Source organism: Lysinibacillus sp. GW823-FHT02G10, assembly GCF_058797135.1.
Map to the genome: position 1 here is coordinate 385,328 of NZ_JBXAJI010000001.1, position 20,765 is coordinate 406,092.

Below are 20,765 nucleotides of genomic sequence, written 5' to 3' on the forward strand. Positions count from 1 at the left end.
TTTATTGTCTTTAGAGATACTTGTTTAATGGACTTGGAGGATATGAAATGCACGGAATTTATATACGCTATAATGTCTCAGATGAAACCCAAGCAGCACAATGGCCCAAAAAAATGGATGCATTTGCGTATGTTCAACGAGAAAAACCACAACAAGACAATGATAACTTGCTGTCAAAAGAAGAGCTAAAAAACCATGCCATTCGCTATATTAAAAGCTTGAAAGACAATGCAAGTGTCCATTTAGTAGAGCAGCGCAACGGTGAAATTGAACATTTTGATCGACGCTACATGGAGTCATTAAAGTTAAAGGAAAGCATCGATTCCCAACTTATTAATCTAGAAGAAATACGCTTATTATTGCAATTAATGAATGTCTTGAATTTATCCCATGCTTTTGGAGAAAATGCTGGCAAGCTACTTCGTCAAATAACGCCATATGCCAAAGAGGTAGAACATCCAACATTCCAAACAACACGCGTTGAGCGCCATTTTTATTCGGAGCTAATTGAACAAATTGAAATGGTTTACGCACGAATTATGCGTCAGCACAACCCATCAACAACGGAAATGCAGCAATCAGAAAAGCTCTGGACAACTGTCTGTGAGCAAGCAATAGAAAAAGTAGAAGCACGAATCGAACGTTTATCATCTATTAAGTTAAAGCATGAGAAAAATTTACTAGAGTTTAGTCACTTAAAACAGCAAAATATCGAAGCGAAGGAACGTTTAGATCTAGCTGTCCATGAACTGGATGCCATTTTAAATGTATTAGAATCATAAGAAAAGCATGTCTCTGTCAAAATCAGAGACATGCTTTTTATGTTGTCGTCGGATAGAAGGACAAAAGTGACGGTTAGTGCTGTGAATGTAGCGGTTAGCAGTGCGAAAGTGGTGGATAGCTTCGTAAGATTGACGGATAGCTGTGCTTTACTTCGCTTTCTCCTCTGTTTAATCCCGCTTAGTTTGGCGTGAAAGGCGGATTAAATCCAATCCAAGAAGCACAACAATGATATAGAATAGAGGACTTGTGAACGATAAGCCAATTTGTGATTGACCGCCAAGTAATGTTAAAACAATCCATAATCCAACTGTATACAATGTTAATCCGATATAAGCCTTTTTTGATAATCTTTTATATCTACCCTTGTCGAAGGCTAGCTGAATGATGACAAGCCCAACTAATATAAGCAATATTATTTTTTTAGTCAGCATCGCAGCAATAGCTGTATCAGGGAAGAAATCATTAACGAATAATAACGTGAAAAATATTAAAATTACAAAATTTAAGATTGTCGAAAGCTTCATGCCATTTCTCCTTAGTTGTCAGAATACTTTTCTATTGTAACATGGTTCTAATGAAAGCAAAAAATAATACTTTAAAGAAGAGTTTGAAAAATTTTGAAACTTTTCCTGAGGTACATCCGTATAGTAGGTAATATGATGAAAAGGGGTGAGCAACTTGACGCTATTTGGCTATTCACTCGAGCAGATCTTTTTGGTGGTTTTGATTTTCGCTGGCCTTGCCACAGTATTGGTTATGTTTTTTGGTGATGCAGTCGAAGGTATTGGGGAAGGACTACCCATTTTTAATCCGAGTGTCATTCTATCTTTCATTACGTTGATGTCAGCAGCAGGTTTTATTTTAGAAAAACTAGCCTGGTTCTCTAGCGTTTGGAACATCATTGCTGCATGTATCATCGGTGCTATTTTAAGTTCCATCTTTTATTTATTTGTTCTCGTTCCGCTACGTTCCGCTGATGTTTCTTTAGCTTATACAGAGGAATCGCTAGGCGGGCAATTAGGAAGAGTTATTGTGCCAATTCCAGTAGATGGTTTTGGCGAGGTTGTTATCGAAACGACTAGTGGCATGATTTCAAAACGGGCAACGGGCTATGATAATGAAGCCATTGACTATGATGAAACCGTACTTGTTGTGGATGTGAAGGACGGAACACTTTTTGTTAGAACGTACGAGAAAAAATTTGTTTAAAGGAGAGATATGTCTATGTCAACCGATATCTTAATTGTTTTAGGAATTGTAGCATTTGTATTAATTGCCCTAGTCGGCTTATATGTGACAAAGTATCGTACGGCGGGTCCTGATGAAGCACTGATTGTGACAGGTAGCTATCTCGGCTCTAAAAATGTACATAAGGATGAGTCGGGGAATCGCATTAAAATCATTCGTGGGGGCGGTACATTTGTATTCCCTATTTTCCAACAAGCACAGCCGTTAAGCTTACTTTCTAGTAAACTAGAAGTGACAACGCCTGAGGTGTATACAGAGCAAGGTGTTCCTGTTATGGCAGATGGTACAGCCATTATTAAAATTGGCGGTTCCATTTCAGAAATTGCGACAGCAGCAGAGCAGTTTTTAGGCAAGCAAAAAGCAGAGCGCGAAGGGGAAGCACGTGAAGTATTAGAAGGTCATTTACGTTCCATTTTAGGATCTATGACGGTTGAAGAAATCTACAAAAACCGCGATAAATTCTCACAGGAAGTTCAACGTGTTGCTTCACAAGATTTAGCAAAGATGGGTCTTGTCATTGTATCCTTCACGATCAAGGATGTACGAGATAAAAATGGCTATTTAGACTCACTAGGGAAACCGAGAATCGCACAGGTAAAGCGAGATGCTGATATTGCGACAGCAGATGCAGAAAAAGAAACACGTATTAAACGTGCAGAAGCGTCTAAGGAAGCACAAAAGGCAGAACTAGAGCGTGCGACGGAAATTGCAGAAGCAGAAAAAGAAAATCAATTAAAAGTAGCTGAGTTCCGACGTGAGCAGGATATTGCCAAAGCGCGTGCTGACCAAGCGTATGAGCTTGAAACTGCTCGTGCTAAGCAGGAAGTAACGGAGCAAGAAATGCAAATTCGCATTATCGAGCGTCAAAAGCAAATTGAATTAGAAGAAAAAGAGATTTTACGTAGAGAAAAGCAATATGACTCTGAGGTTAAAAAGAAAGCAGATGCAGATCGCTATGCAGTGGAGCAAAATGCCGCAGCCGAAAAAATGCGTGAGCTTGCACAGGCTGATGCGGAAAAATATCGTATTGAATCATTAGCAAAAGCAGAGGCAGAGAAAATTCGTTTGGATGGTCTTGCCAAAGCTGATGCAGAGCGAGCACAAGGGGAGACGGAGGCTGATATCATTCGTCTACGTGGTCTGGCTGAAGCTGAAGCTAAACGTAAGATTGCCGAAGCCTTTGAATACTATGGTCAAGCAGCTGTACTGGATATGGTTGTACGCATGATGCCAGAGTATGCAAAAGAGCTTGCAAGTCCACTTGGCAATATCGATAAGATTACAGTGGTCGATACTGGTGGTGGAGAGGGAAGTGGTGCGAATAAGGTGACATCTTACGCAACCAATTTAATGTCTACACTTCAAGAAACATTAAAAGAAACTTCTGGTCTCGATGTAAAAGAGCTGATCGAGAGCTATGCTGGGAAGCACACATTGCGTCCAGAATTAGAGCAGATTGCTTTAGGACTTGAAAAAAAGCAAGCACCTGAAGAAACGAAAGAAGCGGTAGAACAATCCTAACAAAAAACGACCTGATGATCTCATCAGGTCGTTTTTTTATAGTTGTTGCTGCCATTCACTTACAAGCATGCCATAAATAACGTGATTTACATAATGATCGTAGAGCCATTCTGCAGCTCGAATGGTTCCTTCTTGCATGAATCCAATACGTTCTGGGATTGCGCGACTTTTGTGATTCGCTTCAGCAACACGAATTTCAACTTTATGAAGCTTCAATGTTTCAAAGGCATATTGCAGTAAAGCTTTTACCGTTTTCGTCATGATGCCATGTCCTTGTGCTCCTTCGCTCAACCAATAGCCAATAGTGCCGATTTTATTGCTCGGGTTAATTGCGTTAAAGCCTGCGATGCCAACAATTTCATTTTTAAAGAGAATGACTAGGGAGAGGCTACTGTTCGCTTCATGTCCCTTAATACAGCCCTCAATATAGGCTTTTGTATCCGCCAGTTCTTTTGTAAAATCTAGCCATGGTAGCCATTCTTTCAGATATTCCCTCGAGGCATCCGTTAATGCAAAAACCTTCTCTGCATCTTCAGGTGCGATCATCCGTAAAGCTAAATCTTGGTTAATGGTAATTTGCATTATTGTTCACCTCATTATTATTTTAACGCATTGTGCATAAAGCCTTTCATTTCTCGGCTAAGTAAAGTTAATTCTTCTATAATTTCGCTGAAATCCTGTACGAGCTGTGCTTGCTCATTTGTTGCATCATTGATTTGTCCCATATTTTGCTTTAGATTATCTAGATTTCTATTGATATTCCGTAATGATGATTCTATATTTTCGGTAGCACTAGACGTCTCAAAGGACAGCTTTCGAACTTCCTGTGCCACAATATTAAAGCCAGCGCCGTGCTGTCCAGCACGTGCAGCCTCGATGGATGCGTTTAAACCTAGTAAATTAGTTTGGCGAGATATACTTTTAATTAAATCTGTCACGGCATTTGTTTTTTCAGAGTCCTCTAGGGCATGCTGTGCCTGCTTATTAATTTCCTCACTAGTGGCCGCTAATTCCTCAGAATGGGAAGCGATTGTATGTACTTTATCCTGTAGACTGTTGACGATCTTATCCATCGTAGCCATATAATCTTCAAGTTTGAGCTCATTATCTATTGGTAAGCCAAAAGCTAATGCACCTACTACTTGACCATTTTCACGAATGGGGAATGAAAAAGCATTGATTGCTACACCGTAAACATCCTCTGGTATCACCACATCTGCATTTTGTCCATTAAAGGCGATGAAAACATTTTGGTCATTGGCGTTAACTTTTTGTCCATCATGGTAGCCGGAATCCACACGTTTACCTGCTAAGTATTTAACGACTGTTTCATTTTCCTTTTCAACAACAGCTACAATGGCTTCTTGTTTTAATGCTAGATGAATATAAGGTGTTGCGAGGGCTAAAGCTTCAATAATTTTCATAAAAATTCCTCCAAGTCTCGTCAATGAAAATGGTTGTGTCATCTGTCTTCATTGTGACAATGGTTCTAGATGATTACTTTTACTGTAGCACAATATTTGCCAAGTCAAAATAGCTATTTATATTTTTTATTAAAAGAAGAACATACAAATCCGAAGTGCTTTTATTTGTCAATTATTATTTTTTTGCAGCGGTGAAAATGAAGGCCTTTTTGTCTATTTTTTGACAAGGAGACGTGTGTTTTGCGAAATATTGTATTAGAATAATAGTAGCATGTGGAAGAAGTTAAGGAGAGAGTTTCATGGACTATATACAAAAGGGTACGAGGGCGTTTCATAAAGCGAATTGGGCCTTATTTTTAGCAGGCTTTATTACGTTTGCTAACCTATATGTAACGCAGCCATTACTACCAACATTTTCAGAAGCATTTCACGTCTCACCAGCTGTAGCAAGTTTATCTCTTTCAGTAACTACCTTTGCATTAGCGGTGAGTTTAATAATTGTCAGTTCGTTATCAGAAGCATGGGGAAGAAAATCATTGATGACGATTTCTATTTTTGCAGCTTCTGTCCTGACACTAGCTCTTGCATTTTCACCTAACTTTGAAACAATTTTAGTTTTACGTGTTGTACAAGGCATCGTTTTTGCAGGTTTACCAGCAATCGCTATGGCTTATTTGGGAGAAGAGATGGAACCAGCAAGCTTAGGGTTTGCCATGGGCTTATATATTAGCGGTAATTCAGTAGGGGGACTTAGTGGACGAGTTATTATTGGTACCTTAACGGACCATTATAACTGGCATACAGGCATGATGGTACTAGGAGGAATCAGCCTGCTAGTTAGTTTATTGTTTGTCTGGATGTTACCAAGCTCCAAACATTTCAGCGCGCGACCTTTACAATTAAAAGCATTGACCAAAACCCTACTGCAACATTTAAGAGATCCTTCTATGCTGTGTCTTTATGGGATGGGGTTTCTTTTAATGGGAAGCTTTGTCACACTTTATAATTATATTGGCTTTAAACTAATGGCACCTCCCTATAATTTAAGTGCCACAATTGTAGGTTGGATATTTGTCATTTATTTAGTTGGGACATTTAGCTCGGCATGGTTTGGCAGTTTAGCCGATCGTTATGGTCGCCAACGAATGCTCTTACTGGCCATTGCTATTATGTTAGCTGGAGCTATAGTAACGCTCAATGGGCTCCTTACTTTAAAGATTATAGGGATAACAGTTTTTACCTTTGGCTTTTTTGCAGCTCATTCAATCGCAAGTGGCTGGGTGAGCAAACGAGCATCCCACGATAAAGCACAAGCATCTTCTCTCTATTTATTTTTCTATTATTTTGGTTCAAGTGTTGGAGGAACAGTAGGAGGCGTTTTTTGGATGAAATATGGGTGGATGGGTGTTATAGTGATGATCGCTCTGTTTTTATTCATTGCTTGTGTCCTATCATTTTTATTAAAAAGATTCATTGTTAGACAACGTATCACAACATGATGTGAGGTGTCATTTTGCAGGAATTACTTTTCTATTTTTTCATTATCCTAGCAGCTTCTATTTTACAAACCAGTACAGGTTTTGGTTTTTCCGTTATGGCTACGCCTTTTTTACTGTTGCTTTTTACACCACAAGAGGCGATGCAAATAAATATAATACTGTCCCTTGTTATTTCGTTTTCTCTCATATGGAAGGTGAGACATGATATTGATGTAGCGTTGCTTAAAAAGGTGATGATCGGTAGTGTTGCAGGTGCTCCTTTTGGTAGTATACTATTTGCCTTAGTCGATGTGACGACATTTAAGCTGCTCATCGCTATCCTTCTTATAGGGCTTACGATTCTATTGATTAAAAATCTCTCTATTCAACAAACAAGGAGTAGAGATTATGGCGTTGGTTTTATATCAGGTATGTTCACAACAAGTATTGGGATGGCTGGACCACCACTGTTGCTCTATTTTGCGAGCACACATAGAAATAAAGAAACCATTAGAGCTGTTTCACTAGCCTACTATATATTTATCTATCTAATTAGCTTACTTTCTCAAGTCATTTTTGAGGGTACAAGTAAAATGGTTTGGATATATAGTATGTATGCTTTGCCAATTGTTTTCTTAGGACTTATTTTTGGACAAATGCTATTTACTCGATTAAATCAAAAATTGTTTAAAATCTTAATTTATTTTCTATTAGTAGCAGCAGGCTTAATTTTGTTGATCCAAAGTTTATGGACAATGCTATAAACAACAAAAAGAAGTATGGAAGGATAATACATCCTCCCATACTTCTTTATTGTTAACCCATAATATTGTAGCCAGCGTCGATGTAGATCGTCTCACCAGTCACACCACGTGATAGGTGAGATAGCATAACAATCGTCATATCTGCTACTTCGTCTTGTTGAACATTACGTTTTAAAGGAGCTGTTTCTTCAATTTTGTGTAAGATTGTGTTAAAAGAAGGAACACCTTTTGCAGCGAGTGTACGAATAGCACCAGCTGAGATAGCATTGACGCGAATATTATCTTGGCCAATATCAGCAGCAAGATAGCGCATAGAAGCCTCTAACGCAGCTTTTGCAACGCCCATCACATTGTAGCCATCAAGTACTCGTTCTGCACCTAAGTAACTCATTGTAACGATAGAGCCACCCTCTGTCATGTATGGATGAGCTGCTTTTGCAGTGGAAATAAGTGAATAGGCACTTGTATCTTGTGCGAATGCATAGCCTTCTCGAGTTGTTTCAAGGAAGCGGTTGTGTAAATCTTCTGCATGCGCAAAAGCCACTGAATGTACAATCCCATGAATAACACCAACCTTTGAGCCGATTTCTTCAAAAGCTGCTTTTGTGCTGTCGTCACTATTCACATCACATTGAACAACAAGAGAATCGGATTGTCCGATATTTTCTAATTGTTTTTGTAATTTTTTTAATGAACGTTCTTGACGATACGTGAAGATGACATTTGCACCAACGTCAAATAAACGTTTAGCAATGCCCCAAGCAATACTGCGATCATTTGCTACGCCCATGACAACAATGTTCTTATCTTTTAATTGTAATAAATTATCCATCATTATGAAGAACTCCTTTGTGAGATAATATCTGTTATTAGTACCAACTACTAAAATCTTATCATACATAAAATAACGTTGCAATAACAAGATGAAAAGAGAAGTAGTTGAGAGAGCAAAAAAAATTCATCTCTTTACAGTAGAGACGAATTAAAAAGTGTGCTATTTTATTTTGTTACATAATGATCATACATATCTACTGCTCGATTAACAGCACTACTGACAGTGATTCTAAAGCAATTTTGTGACCGAATGACCTGTGCCAATATTTTGATTGCTCTTGTTTGATTTTTATGGAATAAAGCATTGTCTGTTTGAAAATCATCGTCTAAAAAGGCAAGATAATAAGGTATTCGATTTTGTGGTTTTAACAAATCAGATTCTGCACTTTTTTCAAGTGTATCGTACACCCATAAATCGATGGCATTTCCTAAGTGGAAGGCCGCAAAATACTGAAAATCATCATTCTCACATTCTTTTACTTTCTGAATTATTTGAATTTTTTGGAGCTCATCTAATAAGAATGTATTGATGGAATAATAGATGGCTTTAGAAGGATTTAGAATGAGCTCATCGGTCTGCTGCGATTTTAAGAAAACCCAGTTATTTAACACGTTTGCCCATGCGTCCACAGTATTCAAACATTTCGCACAAACATCTGGAAATATTGATTGCCACTTTGCAGCAAGATTTTTAAATCTATTCATATGGTCTTGATCAATATAAAATAAACTATGCTCAACTTGTAACTGCTCAAACATTCACATTCCTCCAATAGATTGGTATGTATAGCAATGGACCATATGCCTATTATCTTGATGCAAAAGATAGCCAATATTTTAATCAATAAGAAGGCATCCCCTGAAGGATGCCTTTTAAGATATACATCAACGGAAGACTATTCAAATTTTAATGAGTCACCATCGAATGTTTCATCTGCTACTTTGATAGAGTCTGTTGGACAACCTTCAAAAGCGTCTTGCATATCTTCCAATAGATCCTCTGGAACTTCAGCAGTTCCCATGTTATCATCTAAAATAACGAAGGCAATGCCTTCATCATCATAATCATAAATGTCTGGCGCTGCGGCTCCACATGCGCCACAAGCGATGCATGTATCTTTATCAACTATTGTGTATTTAGCCATTTTATTCTCTCCTTTAACGATGTTCCTACAAAGCTTCATACTCATTTTAAAGATGTTTATCTTACATTTCAACTTAAATACTATTAAATTGGAGGAATTTGCGTCAATGTTTCATCAAATTTTATTGCAAATCTTTCAAAAACTCAATAAAGAGCGGACGATTTCGGCTGCCTATCATGTCCTAAGAGGGAAGCGTTCAGGCCAGACAATTCAAGATATTGGTCTTTTTCAACTGCATCAATATTTTGGCCTCTTGCCAAAACTATCTCGTACTACATTTGATGAGGCTGTAAACTTATTTATGCAGAATAGTTGGTTAAATGTGCAGGAATCTGGTCATTTTTACATGGAAACGCTAGGATTACAACGTGCACAACAAACGCCAACCTTTTTCTTTGATGGTTGGCACTATCGGGGAAATGAGCATGTGTTTTTTGCGAGGCTCTCTCTCATTGTACAAAGTTTGTCACATCAAGCCGCAGCCGTTCGTACCTTTTCACCGATTAGTAGAGATACAATGATTCAAGCGTGGGTGCGAACTTTTTTACAGGCACATCATTATAAGGAAGGTCATTTACAGCAGCAATTATTGACAGAATGTAATCATGTGCTAACTATTCTCCCTGTGTCAGATGCAAGCAAACAGCTTGTTCTGTATCGTTTAAGTGGTTATCAATTACCAGGATGGACGTGGCAACAGCTTGCAGATGAACGGAAGGAAACTGTACTGGATAGTCAATTAGCTTTTATTGAAACCCTACATATATTATTAAATGAAGTGCATCAAAAAATAGATGATTACCCATTGCTAGGGCATGTGGCAGAAGGATTAAAAGTTAAAATATTGCTAACAGATTCTGCAAAACAAACCGCACAATTATATGAACAAGGTTATTCGATGGAGCAAATTGTTCAAATGAGAAAACTAAAACAAAGTACAATTGAGGATCATTTTGTGGAATTAGCTATGTATGAACCGAACTTTTCTATTGGCCCATTCGTCTCCTATGATGAAGCCCAAAAAGTGTGGCAGGCATCGAAGCAGTATCAAACAAAAAAATTGAAAATATTACATGAAGCTTTAAACGATATGAGTTATTTTCAATTAAGGCTTGTCCTTGCGAAAGGAGAAGTATAAATGGAACTTGAACAATTATTGCATAAGCATTTTGGTTATTCATCATTTCGGCCAGGACAGAAAGAAGTCATTGAGGCATTACTACAAGAACAAGATGTTATTGCCTTATTGCCAACAGGAATGGGAAAATCACTCTGCTACCAGCTACCAGCCTATACATTAGAGAAACCTGTACTAATTGTTTCACCCTTACTGTCATTAATGCAGGATCAAGTAGAAGAGCTGAAGCGTTTTGGGGAAAAGAGGGTGGTAGCTTTAAATTCCTTTTTATCACTAACAGAGAAACGTTATGTATTACATTTTTTAGAGCAATATCGTTTTATTTTTACTTCCCCAGAGATGCTGCTCCAGCAACAGGTACAAGAGAAACTGGCGCAGATGAAGCTAGGTTTAATCGTAGTAGATGAGGCACATTGTATCTCACAATGGGGCTTTGATTTTCGACCAGATTATTTACGAATAGGTGACTGGCTATCGAGAGAAAATCGTCCGCCAATTTTGGCATTATCTGCTACGGCAACAAAGAAGGTTGTTCGAGATATACGGGAAACTTTATCTCTCAAAGCACCATTCGAGTTTATGTATAATGTTGACCGCCCGAATATTCATTTAGGTCGTGTAGTAGTGGAGGATAAGGCTGATAAAGCTAGATGGCTCATGCACCATGTTACGGAAACGGCAGGACCTGGTATTTTATATGTTTCCTCACGTAAACGTGCGCAACAATATAGCGAAGCCTTATTACAAGAGGGCGTTCGTGTTGCTGCATATCATGCTGGCTATGGGGTGGAGGACCGGCAATTTATTCAACAGCAATTTATAGCTGGTGAACTTGATTGGATTGTTGCAACAAACGCTTTTGGTATGGGCATTAATAAGCTTGATATACGGCAGGTCATTCATGAATCAATGCCTGCCAATATAGCGAATTATATGCAGGAGATTGGACGTGCAGGGCGGGATGGTCACTCTGCACTTGCTATATTACTGTATGCTGAAGGTGATGAGGAGCTGGCTAAATTTGTTGTGACAGGCGATTTACCAACTTTACATCATGTTGACCGCTACCAGGAGCTGCTATCTCAGCAAATACAGCCCATCCAAATGCTGAAAAATGGGGAGTTAAGTGAGACAGCCTTCCGTGTGTTAGACTATTGGCTGCAACGAGAGTCTTCGGAACAAGTGAAGGTCCGATTAAATCATTTAGCACTAGAGAAATACAATGCAGTGAATGAAATGCTTCAAATCATACAGACAAAAGACTGTATTCGTGAACATTTAGTCGGGTATTTTGGGCAAAAATTGCAGAAAAAGCCGGAAAACTGTTGTGAAAATTGTGGAATCCATTATGATGTAATCAAGAAAGTACGCTTAAAAGAGAAAAAGAAAGTAGAAATGGCAACGTGGGAAAGTCGATTGCAACAACTATTAATGGGTAATTAGACTAAAACTGACGGTCATTTACTTTTTTCGTAAAATTCGTCATAATAGAGATGATAGAAAGCGTAGTAAGGTTGGGGGAAAGGCGAATGAATAAAGAAGATTATCGCGATAAAATAGAAGAGCATCGTCAATCGTTTGAAGATGAGCAAAAAGAACAGCAATCCTTATCAAGAGTTTCCAGAATGAATAAAAACGGTAATAAAAACAAAAAGCCAAAAAATTCGAAACGTAAGACACCGTTAATGACGATTCTGTTTGTTATTTTTATCTTGATACCATTAACAATTCTTATTTATTTTTGGAAATTTTATGAACCAGGAAAAACGATTGAACAAGCCGAAAAGGATACAGCTGAACAGGTTGTCGAATTAGATCCTTCAGAAGCATCTGCGTCAGATAAAGATAAGGAAAAAGATGATAAGGGTCAAGACGCTCAGGGAGATAAGAAGGCTCAAGAGCAATCTCAAAAAGATGCTGATAAGTTAGCAGCGGAGCAAAAAGCTGCTGAAGAAGCGAAAAAGGCTCAAGAAGCGAAAAAGGCAGAGGCAGCAAAAAAAGCCGAAGAAGCTCGAAAAGCTGAAGAAGCAAGAATAGCTCAACAACAAGCAGAGGCAGCAAGAAAAGCAGAAGAGGCTAGAAAAGCGGAAGAAGCAAAACAAAATGCTAAAGCAACGACACATACTGTAAAAGCAAATGAGAACTTATACCGAATTGCATTAAATCACTATGGCGATGGCAGTGAAGCGACTTTAGCTAAAATTCGTGCTGCTAATGGGATGTCCTCTAATACTGTAATGGTTGGGCAAGTCATTAAGTTACCTTAATAGAATTTTTTTATCGTTATATAGGTTTTCTAGTATAAAATTACAGACAAACGTTCACACCAAAACGTACGTCTGATTTAGCAAAAAGGCGATTCGTTTTTTAAGAAGAATCGCCTTTTTGCTGTCGTAAGGAGAAGTGAGAAAATGCTATATTTAGGGCTATTTCTTTTGGTAGTCATCGCCCCTCCACTTTATATGTGGAAGGTGGCACATGAAAATAATGTATTGTCTCACCAGCTTTCATTACAGGGTGAACAGGAGAAGGTACGATTATTTTTTATTTCAGATGTTCATTTACGTAAAATAAGTAAGAAAATGATTGCACAGTTACAGGGACATCATTTTGATGCAGTAATTATTGGCGGTGATTTTGCGGATAGCCGTACACCGATTGATCGTATTCATGAAAATTTATCATTATTAACGTCCCTTGGACCAACCTATTTTATTTGGGGCAATAATGACAGAGAAATTGGGGAAGAAAGACTGAAGGACATTTTACAGGCATACCATGTTCAAATTATTGTCAATGATGCCGTACAGCTTCCGCTTAAAAATAGCTTTTGGTTAAGTGCTATTGAGGATACAACTGTTAAAGAATATAGTTTTGAAAAAGCTTTTGCAAAGATAGGAGATCAGGATTTAGTTGTTTTTATCGCCCATAATCCAGAGGTTTTTGCGAAAGTTCGGGCTAAATATCGTGCGGATTTAATGATGGGGGGACATTTACACGGAGGGCAAATCAGATTCGGTCCATATGGTGTTCATCCAAATGGTTCCTATCGTCAGCGTGATGGTGTCATGACTTTAGTAAGCAATGGCTATGGGACGACATTAGTACCTTTTCGATTTGGTGCAAAGCCCCAATGTCATATAATTGACATTGATATTTCGAGTAAATAAACAACCAAATCGTGTGAGAAGGCGTATAATAAAAAGGTATCGTCTATTCTATGATAATGTGAAAGCATGGAGCAGCAATTTTTGCTGTTCAAATTCGATTGGAGTGTCAAGAAATGCAGCAAGCAGATGCAATTATTGTTGGAGGAGGCCCATGCGGCTTAGCAGCAGCAATAGCTTTGCAAAATATTGGTTTACAACCTATTGTGATTGAAAAAGGAAATATCGTCAATGCCATCTATCATTACCCTACACATCAAACATTTTTTAGTACGAGTGAACGGTTAGCTATTGGTGATGTACCATTTATTATTGAAGGACGTAAGCCGAAACGCAATCAAGCCCTTGTCTACTATCGAGAGGTCGTCCGTTTAAAAAATATACAAGTTAATCGCTTCGAAAAAGTACAAAGTGTTGTAAAAAATAATGATTTGTTCACGGTTACCTCCGATAAGGAAATATATGAAACGCCCTATGTTGTCATTGCAACAGGTTATTATGATCATCCGAATTATTTAAATATCCATGGTGAGCAGTTACCTAAAGTTTTCCATTACTTTAAAGAGGGCCATGAATTTTTTGATACGGATGTTCTAGTTATAGGCGGCAAAAATTCAGCGATAGATGCCGCGTTAGAATTAAATAAAGCCGGGGCTCGTGTAACCGTAGCCTATCGTGGCAGCGAATACTCTCCAAGCATCAAGCCATGGGTATTACCCGAATTTGAAGGGGTAGTCAAAACTGGAGAAGTTGACATGCTTTTTAATACAAATGTATTGGAAATACGTGAGCACGAAGTTGTTTTAGAAGTAGAGGGCCAAGAGAAAATAGTAAAAAATGATTTCGTTTTTGCTATGACTGGCTATCATCCTGATCACTCCTTTATTAAAGCGATGGGAGTGGACATAGAGGAAGAAACGGGTCGTCCTTATGTTACGCCTGAAACGATGGAAACCAATGTTGAAGGACTATTCATTGCAGGTGTTATTGCAGCAGGAAATAATGCCAATGAAATTTTTATTGAAAATGGTCGTTTCCATGGCGAATGTATCGCTCGAACTATTGAGCAGAGAAAAAAATAACGATCGAGGCTGTATAGGCATGTAGCTTATACAGCCTTTTTAGCAAGGAGGCAGCTCAATGATTGGCTTGTATTGGCTCTTGAGTTATTTAATAGGAAACATCTTGACGGCTTATTTCGTTGGTAAGATATACGGTGTAAATTTGCAGGAAGAGCGTAGTAAAAATTTAGGCGCGCGTAATGCGGGAAGTGTGATTGGGAAAACAGCGTTTATTTTGACTCTTCTTGGCGATACATTAAAAGGTGTACTTGTTGTCGGATTAGGACGCATGTGGCAATTGGATGAATGGGTCCTTATTGGCGGAGCTGCATGGGTGATAATAGGGCATCTATTTCCGATTTGGCTGAAATGGAATGGAGGGAAAGGTGTAGCTACTTTTATTGGTGTGGGTCTCGCCTTATCGCCAAGTCTTTTTTTATGGATGATTATTGGTACAGCACTTATATCTGCATTTACTAGAAGTCTGACACTTGGCATGGTTGGGGGCTTTGCTTTTTATATAGCCGCAATTATACAAGCAGGGAAATTAGAGCCATATGGACTTTTAATCATGGCAATCGTGTGTATGCTTATTAAGCATATGTCTAATATTCAGGAATCATTGAAAAGAGGGAAGTGAAGGAAATGTATTGGTGTAAAATTGCCAAGACAAATGAAGAATTTGAGGCGATTGCTCGATTGAATTATGAAACATTTGTAGAAGAAATTCCTCAGCATGAGGTAAATGCATCGCGAAAAAAAGTAGATCGATTTCATCAGGAGAATACCTATGTCGTTGTTTATAAGCAAACAGAATTAATTGGCATGGTGGCGTTTAGAGATCAACGACCATTTTCTATTGATGAAAAGATTGGTAAGGTCGAGCAGTATTTATCGAAGGAAAATTGTGAGAAGCTTTGTGAAATTCGTTTGCTTTCCGTGAAGAAAGGTTATCGAACGGGTCGAGTTCTATTGAAGCTTACTCAGGCCTTAACTACATTTGCCTACGAAAAAGGCTATTCTGCTGCAGTGATTTCAGGTACAACGAGAGAGGAAAAACTATATAAGCAGATGGGTTTTAAGCAGTTTGCACCAGCTGTCGGGGAAGAGGGTGCGATGTTTTTACCGATGGTGCTCACTAGACATGAATTTGAACAATCATTACAACATAGACTAACGACGGAACCCTCTACATTTTATCCTGGGCCGGTGAGGCAATTAGAGACAATTGCTCATTCAGATTTATCACATCGTTCATTACCTTTTTATGCGCTTTATGAACGAGTGCAGAAGAGGTTACTGCATTTATCGAAGTCCAATCATGTTGGTGTAATCGTAGGAACGGGAACGCTAGCAAATGAAGTAATGCTTGCACAACTAAAGGCACAGCAATTAGGAAAAGGGCTTATTCTCACAAATGGAGAATTCGGTGAACGTTTACAGAAGCAAGCCGCTCGTTGGTCATTACATTATGATGTGGTAGAAAAAGAATGGGGAACAGTATTTGATGACAAAGAACTGGCTTCACAGCTTGAGACGGGGTCTTATCAGTGGATGTTGGCAGTACATGGTGAGACTTCCACGGGAACTTGTAATAACTTAGATATTCTTAAAAAGCTTGCTAAACAATACAATGTAAAGTTATGTATAGATTGTATTAGTTCGTTCGGTGCCATGCCGTTCTCTTTACAGGACTGCTATTTAGCTACGGCTGTGAGTGGTAAGGCCATTGGTGCGTTAAGTGGGCTAGCATTTGTATTTTCGCAATCACTTGCACCCCCATCTGCCGATCTACCCGCTTATCTTGATTTAGCAAATTATCAGCAAGGTGTCATACCATTTACATTACCTGCTGTATTACTGAGCAATGTGGAGACTGCATTGCAAGCCTATCCAGCACGTTATGAGCAGCTACAGCAACGCTTTCAATCACTGCTGCAGCTACCAATCATGCAATTTCAATATCCAACTACTCAATATCCGATGTTGATAACGGTTCAATTGCCTAATAATTATGCCAACCTACTTATTGATTTAGCATTAAACGGGCTATTCGTTCATGGTGAAAGCCAGTATTTACGCCAAAAGAATTTCATTCAATTTTCTGTGATACAGCCAGATTTTGATGAAGCTTTGGCTCGACTTAGCGAAATACTGGGCTATTATGAACAGGTGATCGAGACTTTAGCGTTACAAGAAAAAGTCCTTTAAATTTAAAGGCGAGCCAGTTGTGTTAAGGCCTATTAATAATTTTAAGCGTGCCTTTTGACCATTAATACCTGTGGCGAATATGGCGCCTAAGTCTTCTAGCATTTTACCGCCGCCCATATAGCCATAAACACCTTCTGCAATTCCATTAAAGCAGCGGGAAACAAGTACAACTGGGATGTCTCGTTGTATAAGGCTTTCAATTCCCTTTACAACAGATGGCGGGACATTCCCTTGACCTAGTCCTTCTAGCACAACACCATCATATTTACATGCAAGCACGACATCCAATAAATCTTCTTCCATTCCAGCGTACACTTTTAGCATTGCGACACGCTTAGGTAAATTGTTAACATCTACATATTGTCGACGAATTGGTGCGTGATGGAATAAGATTCGGGATTTTGTAATAAGGCCAATCGGTCCATATTGTGGAGATTGGAAAGTATTTACTGAACTTGTGCTTGTTTTTGTTGTATTTACAGCAAGATGAACCTCATCATTCATCACAACAAGCACACCTTTATCACGTGCTTCTTCATCAACAGCTACTCGGACTGCTTCTACTAAATTATAAATCCCATCTGCTCCAAGTTCGTTAGATGAACGCATTGCTCCTGTTAGCACAATCGGAATGGCTAAGTTCGTAGTTAGCTCTAAGAAATAGGCGGTTTCTTCCAATGTATCCGTACCGTGTGTGATGACCACACCGTCAATTGGCTGTGCGTCAATTTGTTCCAAAATCAAGTTACGCAATAAAAGCATCTCTTTCGGTGTAATATGTGGAGAAGGAAGGTTAAAAGCTTCTATTTCGATAATGCTTGCTAGTGAAGCCAGTTTATTACTTTCCTTCATTAGAGGATTTTCCTTATTAGGCATGACCGCTCCTTCAGCACTCATCGCCATGGAGATTGTGCCGCCAGTATGAATTAATAAAATTGTTTTTTTCATAAAAAATAAATCTCCTTTTAAAAAGTTTTTTTGTCATTACATGGTATAATAATAGCAGTCTATTGTTGAAAGGAGCCGGCATCATGATCATTTTATTATCTGCTGCCATTGCTCCCGGTCTAGCGCTTTTTAGTTATTTCTATTTGCGCAATCAGATGGCTACGGAGCCAAGAAGAACTTTACTACAAACGTTTTTATACGGCGCATTTTTAACGTTCCCAATCATGTTTTTACAGTATGTATTAACAGAGGAAGGGGTTTTTCGATATCTTTATCTTCAAGACGTACTATTTTCAAGTGTCATTGAAGAATTTTTTAAATGGTTTGTGCTATTAATTGCCATCTATAATCATATAGAATTTGATGACCCTTACGATGGTATATTGTACGGGGCAAGCATTTCACTTGGCTTTGCTACGATTGAAAATGTTCTTTATTTACTTTCATTTGGCTTAGACACGGCATTTATGCGAGCCTTATTACCAGTATCGAGTCATGCTTTGTTCGGTGTCGTAATGGGCTATTATTATGGACGGGCTAAGTTTTCGAAACTTGTTAAGACAAAAGAGATGATTGCTATGGCGCTTTGTGCACCAGTCGTACTTCACATTCTATACAATACAATATTATCATTCAAAGGTCACTGGGTTTATTTAATGATTCCTTTTATGTTGTTTTTATGGTGGTTTGGCTTGCGTAAAGTGAAGCTTGCACATTATCATCTGGTGCAGCATCTTCATATGCAAAAGAAAATATAAAGCGTAGAAATCGTCAAAGATTTCTACGCTTTATTTCATTTTTATCATGTATAAAATACTCCTTTTGTTTCAAGCTATAAAAAAAAGGAGTGATAAAAGTGCGTTTAGTAAGCATACTTTTTGCTTTAATATTAGGAATTAGTATAATTGCGATTCCTCAAAATGATGCGAATGCATTTAGCGATCAGCAAATTACTCGGGGTGCCTATGGAGATGATGTCGTTGAATTGCAAGCGAGGCTACAATACTTAGGTTTTTATAAGAGTAAAATTGATGGCAAATTTGGCTACAACACATACTGGGCTTTACGTAATTTCCAAGAAAATTATGGGTTACCAGTAGACGGAATTGCAGGCGATAAGACAAAGAAAGCGTTAACGGGCAATTCAGATTATGACGAAAAATGGGTGAAAGCTCAATTAAATGCAGGAAATCAATTTACTTATTATGGTGGGCAGCCACTTGATCAGCAAGTGAAAAAGAATACTAGTGGTGGCAGTAGCAATAGTAGTGGAAGTAGTAATAATAATGGAACACAGACACAAGTTCCTCCCAAATATACAGAGCGTGATTTACAGCTAATGGCGAATGCGGTATATGGAGAGGCAAGGGGAGAACCATATGAAGGACAAGTAGCGGTTGCCGCAGTTATTTTAAATCGTTTGGAAAGCCCAGATTTCCCGAATACTATTTCAGGTATCATTTTCCAACCGTTAGCATTTACGGCCGTTGCAGATGGGCAAATTTGGCTTGAGCCAAATGAGCGAGCGAAAGAAGCGGTTATTGATGCCATGAACGGCTGGGACCCTTCTGAAAATGCATTGTATTATTTCAATCCAAAAACTGCAACGAGCAAATGGATTTGGTCACGTCCACAAATCAAACAAATTGGAGAGCATATTTTCTGTTCATAGAAAGGAGGAACCTAGATGAAAACTTGGCTCGTGGTCTTAACGATTGCCGTTATTGGGTTAGGGGCATACAGCATTGATTTACATGGAGATAAAGAAGATTTACAACGTACCGTGCTAGCACAATATACAGATAAGTTAACGGATGCATCTGAAAAACTTTCCCATCTTCAACGCTCAGTATCACAATCCCTGTTGTTTCAAGACGAGCAGGCGATTCACAATGAACTAGATTCGGTTTGGCGTTTAAGCTCAGAAGTTCGTTCTTCAATTGCGAATATTCCAATAGGACAAGAACTATCAAGTGAATGGATGAACTATCTAGGGCGACTTGGCGATGAAGCAAAAAGGACAGCGAAAACAGGGGATTATGAAGCTTGGCGTGAAAAAATGCCCCAGGTTTCAACGAATTTACAATCTCTTTCCGATGAATGGACAGCTGCAACCGTCGATTTCTATAAGCATGATGGGAAAATGGATGTTTGGCTACAGCAAGTAGATAATAAAAATCCAAATAGCCAATTTGATACTGTAAAAGATACATTAAAGGGCTACGGCGAAAAGGATTTCCCGTTAACTTTATCTGAATCTGATTGGCAGAAAAAAATTGAGTTAAAGGCATTACAGGATGCAGTTATTACCGAAAAAGAAGCACTAGAAAAAGTGAAATACTTATTCCCAGTCATTAAAGATGCTACATTTACAGTTACAAAAAGTAGTGATACAGCACCGTATCCTTTTTATCATATCCAATTCCACCAAGGGATTCGATTAGGCTATGTTGATTTAACAGAAAAGGGTGGACATTTATTATCCTATTTAGTAGAACGTCCTGTGGATGAAGCCAAGTTATCACAAGAGGAAATCATGAAAAAAGCGCAGGAATATGTGAAGAAATTAGGCATGAAAGATGTAGCCTATGTGGAATCACGAGAAAATCATCAAGCTTGGCATGTGACATTTGCTCGTGTCCATCCTGGAGATAATGCGTTAATCTACGCTGATGGTGTTCAATTGAAAGTGGCGAAAGATACAGGTGAGCTGTTAGGTGCAAATGCAATGGAATATATTCAAGAAGAAAATATTAAAAAGCAAACAGCTAAGCCGATTGATTGGAAAACGTTCTTCCAAGACGATATCCAAGTACAAGAGGTAAAAAATATCTACACAGATAATGGACAATTTGAGCAACGTCTTTGCTATGAGGTCATTGCATTGCGTGATGGTAATACACAGGAAACATTTAGAATTGTTATTGATGCGGAAAACCATACTGTATTAAAAGTGGAATATCTAACTTAATCAATGATGCTTCCGCTCTGTATCAACTTGACATGAAAATACTACCAATTTTTATAGCCAAAATAAGCTTCT

The 20,765-nt window shown here is 38.5% G+C and carries 22 protein-coding genes; 15 read left to right on the forward strand and 7 right to left on the reverse strand.

Going from position 1 to position 20,765, the window contains the following annotated elements; genetic code table 11:
* Positions 1-47 precede the first annotated feature (47 nt).
* Entirely contained in the window at positions 48-782 is a 735-nt protein-coding gene (locus AC1RFD_RS01945) for a hypothetical protein (RefSeq protein ID WP_048389726.1), read from the forward strand.
* 168 nt (positions 783-950) lie between these two features.
* Here the strand turns inward: AC1RFD_RS01945 and AC1RFD_RS01950 are convergent, their stop codons facing one another.
* The gene (locus AC1RFD_RS01950; protein WP_403019601.1) at positions 951-1,307 is read right to left on the reverse strand and encodes a hypothetical protein; all 357 of its coding nucleotides are present in this window, start codon (positions 1,305-1,307) and stop codon (positions 951-953) included.
* Between the two features lie 154 nt (positions 1,308-1,461).
* Between AC1RFD_RS01950 and AC1RFD_RS01955 the strand changes: the two genes are divergently transcribed.
* A complete protein-coding gene (locus AC1RFD_RS01955; protein WP_004232545.1) occupies positions 1,462-1,992 on the forward strand; it encodes an NfeD family membrane protein in 531 nt (176 codons plus the stop codon).
* A 15-nt stretch (positions 1,993-2,007) separates the two neighbouring features.
* Positions 2,008-3,552, forward strand: a complete 1,545-nt coding sequence (gene floT / locus AC1RFD_RS01960; RefSeq protein ID WP_004232547.1) for a flotillin lipid rafts scaffold protein FloT — start codon at positions 2,008-2,010, stop codon at positions 3,550-3,552.
* A gap of 36 nt (positions 3,553-3,588) precedes the next feature.
* Here the strand turns inward: floT and AC1RFD_RS01965 are convergent, their stop codons facing one another.
* Positions 3,589-4,134 (reverse strand): GNAT family N-acetyltransferase, encoded by a 546-nt coding sequence (locus AC1RFD_RS01965; protein ID WP_131519653.1) that lies wholly within the window; start codon positions 4,132-4,134, stop codon positions 3,589-3,591.
* 17 nt (positions 4,135-4,151) lie between these two features.
* Entirely contained in the window at positions 4,152-4,976 is an 825-nt protein-coding gene (locus tag AC1RFD_RS01970) for a methyl-accepting chemotaxis protein (RefSeq protein ID WP_048389774.1), read from the reverse strand.
* Between the two features lie 299 nt (positions 4,977-5,275).
* Here AC1RFD_RS01970 and AC1RFD_RS01975 point away from each other — a divergent pair, with 299 nt between their 5' ends.
* Positions 5,276-6,475, forward strand: a complete 1,200-nt coding sequence (locus tag AC1RFD_RS01975) for an MFS transporter (protein ID WP_492474442.1) — start codon at positions 5,276-5,278, stop codon at positions 6,473-6,475.
* Between the two features lie 14 nt (positions 6,476-6,489).
* Positions 6,490-7,218, forward strand: a complete 729-nt coding sequence (locus tag AC1RFD_RS01980) for a sulfite exporter TauE/SafE family protein (RefSeq protein ID WP_066037604.1) — start codon at positions 6,490-6,492, stop codon at positions 7,216-7,218.
* 52 nt (positions 7,219-7,270) lie between these two features.
* Here AC1RFD_RS01980 and fabI read toward each other — a convergent pair whose 3' ends face one another.
* The 3 genes from fabI to AC1RFD_RS01995 form a co-directional block, all read right to left on the reverse strand.
* Positions 7,271-8,053 carry an enoyl-ACP reductase FabI gene (gene fabI, locus AC1RFD_RS01985; protein WP_004232559.1) on the reverse strand — a complete coding sequence of 261 codons (783 nt, stop codon included), beginning with the start codon at positions 8,051-8,053 and terminating at the stop codon, positions 7,271-7,273.
* A gap of 164 nt (positions 8,054-8,217) precedes the next feature.
* Positions 8,218-8,811: a hypothetical protein gene (locus tag AC1RFD_RS01990; protein ID WP_048389781.1), complete on the reverse strand. Its 594-nt coding sequence runs from the start codon at positions 8,809-8,811 to the stop codon at positions 8,218-8,220.
* Positions 8,812-8,948: 137 nt separating this feature from the next.
* Positions 8,949-9,197: a ferredoxin gene (locus AC1RFD_RS01995; RefSeq protein WP_004232564.1), complete on the reverse strand. Its 249-nt coding sequence runs from the start codon at positions 9,195-9,197 to the stop codon at positions 8,949-8,951.
* Between the two features lie 106 nt (positions 9,198-9,303).
* Between AC1RFD_RS01995 and AC1RFD_RS02000 the strand changes: the two genes are divergently transcribed.
* The 7 genes from AC1RFD_RS02000 to AC1RFD_RS02030 all read left to right on the forward strand — a co-directional run bounded on the left by AC1RFD_RS02000 (position 9,304) and on the right by AC1RFD_RS02030 (position 16,774).
* Positions 9,304-10,335, forward strand: a complete 1,032-nt coding sequence (locus AC1RFD_RS02000; protein ID WP_115673447.1) for a YpbB family protein — start codon at positions 9,304-9,306, stop codon at positions 10,333-10,335.
* Entirely contained in the window at positions 10,336-11,778 is a 1,443-nt protein-coding gene (locus AC1RFD_RS02005) for a RecQ family ATP-dependent DNA helicase (RefSeq protein WP_115673446.1), read from the forward strand.
* Between the two features lie 86 nt (positions 11,779-11,864).
* Positions 11,865-12,602: a LysM peptidoglycan-binding domain-containing protein gene (locus tag AC1RFD_RS02010; RefSeq protein WP_048389785.1), complete on the forward strand. Its 738-nt coding sequence runs from the start codon at positions 11,865-11,867 to the stop codon at positions 12,600-12,602.
* A gap of 144 nt (positions 12,603-12,746) precedes the next feature.
* Positions 12,747-13,505, forward strand: a complete 759-nt coding sequence (locus AC1RFD_RS02015) for a metallophosphoesterase (RefSeq protein ID WP_048389788.1) — start codon at positions 12,747-12,749, stop codon at positions 13,503-13,505.
* A gap of 113 nt (positions 13,506-13,618) precedes the next feature.
* Positions 13,619-14,584, forward strand: a complete 966-nt coding sequence (locus tag AC1RFD_RS02020; protein ID WP_048389790.1) for a YpdA family putative bacillithiol disulfide reductase — start codon at positions 13,619-13,621, stop codon at positions 14,582-14,584.
* Positions 14,585-14,642: 58 nt separating this feature from the next.
* Complete coding sequence (locus tag AC1RFD_RS02025; RefSeq protein WP_048389792.1) at positions 14,643-15,203, forward strand: glycerol-3-phosphate acyltransferase; 561 nt, start codon at positions 14,643-14,645, stop codon at positions 15,201-15,203.
* A gap of 5 nt (positions 15,204-15,208) precedes the next feature.
* Entirely contained in the window at positions 15,209-16,774 is a 1,566-nt protein-coding gene (locus tag AC1RFD_RS02030) for an aminotransferase class V-fold PLP-dependent enzyme (protein WP_115673541.1), read from the forward strand.
* Here the strand turns inward: AC1RFD_RS02030 and AC1RFD_RS02035 are convergent.
* The gene (locus AC1RFD_RS02035) at positions 16,754-17,722 is read right to left on the reverse strand and encodes an asparaginase (protein WP_048389794.1); all 969 of its coding nucleotides are present in this window, start codon (positions 17,720-17,722) and stop codon (positions 16,754-16,756) included. The genes AC1RFD_RS02030 and AC1RFD_RS02035 overlap by 21 nt on opposite strands.
* Before the next feature lie 83 nt (positions 17,723-17,805).
* Here AC1RFD_RS02035 and prsW point away from each other — a divergent pair, with 83 nt between their 5' ends.
* The 3 genes from prsW (at position 17,806) to AC1RFD_RS02050 (ending at position 20,693) form a co-directional block, all read left to right on the forward strand.
* A complete protein-coding gene (prsW, locus tag AC1RFD_RS02040; protein ID WP_004232588.1) occupies positions 17,806-18,480 on the forward strand; it encodes a glutamic-type intramembrane protease PrsW in 675 nt (224 codons plus the stop codon).
* 98 nt (positions 18,481-18,578) lie between these two features.
* Positions 18,579-19,394, forward strand: a complete 816-nt coding sequence (gene sleB, locus AC1RFD_RS02045) for a spore cortex-lytic enzyme (protein ID WP_492474443.1) — start codon at positions 18,579-18,581, stop codon at positions 19,392-19,394.
* A gap of 15 nt (positions 19,395-19,409) precedes the next feature.
* Positions 19,410-20,693, forward strand: a complete 1,284-nt coding sequence (locus tag AC1RFD_RS02050) for a PepSY1/2 domain-containing protein (protein ID WP_492474444.1) — start codon at positions 19,410-19,412, stop codon at positions 20,691-20,693.
* Positions 20,694-20,765 lie beyond the last annotated feature (72 nt).

Bases quoted from the DNA above. Each gene is read 5' to 3' on its own strand.
- AC1RFD_RS02000 (WP_115673447.1), top strand. From the start codon at position 9,304: ATGTTTCATCAAATTTTATTGCAAATCTTTCAAAAACTCAATAAAGAG.
- AC1RFD_RS01970 (WP_048389774.1), bottom strand. From the start codon at position 4,976: ATGAAAATTATTGAAGCTTTAGCCCTCGCAACACCTTATATTCATCTA.
- AC1RFD_RS01975 (WP_492474442.1), top strand. From the start codon at position 5,276: ATGGACTATATACAAAAGGGTACGAGGGCGTTTCATAAAGCGAATTGG.
- fabI (WP_004232559.1), bottom strand. From the start codon at position 8,053: ATGATGGATAATTTATTACAATTAAAAGATAAGAACATTGTTGTCATG.
- prsW (WP_004232588.1), top strand. From the start codon at position 17,806: ATGATCATTTTATTATCTGCTGCCATTGCTCCCGGTCTAGCGCTTTTT.
- AC1RFD_RS02020 (WP_048389790.1), top strand. From the start codon at position 13,619: ATGCAGCAAGCAGATGCAATTATTGTTGGAGGAGGCCCATGCGGCTTA.
- AC1RFD_RS01995 (WP_004232564.1), bottom strand. From the start codon at position 9,197: ATGGCTAAATACACAATAGTTGATAAAGATACATGCATCGCTTGTGGC.
- AC1RFD_RS01965 (WP_131519653.1), bottom strand. From the start codon at position 4,134: ATGCAAATTACCATTAACCAAGATTTAGCTTTACGGATGATCGCACCT.
- AC1RFD_RS02010 (WP_048389785.1), top strand. From the start codon at position 11,865: ATGAATAAAGAAGATTATCGCGATAAAATAGAAGAGCATCGTCAATCG.
- AC1RFD_RS02005 (WP_115673446.1), top strand. From the start codon at position 10,336: ATGGAACTTGAACAATTATTGCATAAGCATTTTGGTTATTCATCATTT.
- floT (WP_004232547.1), top strand. From the start codon at position 2,008: ATGTCAACCGATATCTTAATTGTTTTAGGAATTGTAGCATTTGTATTA.
- AC1RFD_RS02015 (WP_048389788.1), top strand. From the start codon at position 12,747: ATGCTATATTTAGGGCTATTTCTTTTGGTAGTCATCGCCCCTCCACTT.
- AC1RFD_RS02050 (WP_492474444.1), top strand. From the start codon at position 19,410: ATGAAAACTTGGCTCGTGGTCTTAACGATTGCCGTTATTGGGTTAGGG.
- AC1RFD_RS01950 (WP_403019601.1), bottom strand. From the start codon at position 1,307: ATGAAGCTTTCGACAATCTTAAATTTTGTAATTTTAATATTTTTCACG.
- AC1RFD_RS02035 (WP_048389794.1), bottom strand. From the start codon at position 17,722: ATGAAAAAAACAATTTTATTAATTCATACTGGCGGCACAATCTCCATG.
- AC1RFD_RS01990 (WP_048389781.1), bottom strand. From the start codon at position 8,811: ATGTTTGAGCAGTTACAAGTTGAGCATAGTTTATTTTATATTGATCAA.
- AC1RFD_RS02030 (WP_115673541.1), top strand. From the start codon at position 15,209: ATGTATTGGTGTAAAATTGCCAAGACAAATGAAGAATTTGAGGCGATT.
- AC1RFD_RS01945 (WP_048389726.1), top strand. From the start codon at position 48: ATGCACGGAATTTATATACGCTATAATGTCTCAGATGAAACCCAAGCA.
- AC1RFD_RS02025 (WP_048389792.1), top strand. From the start codon at position 14,643: ATGATTGGCTTGTATTGGCTCTTGAGTTATTTAATAGGAAACATCTTG.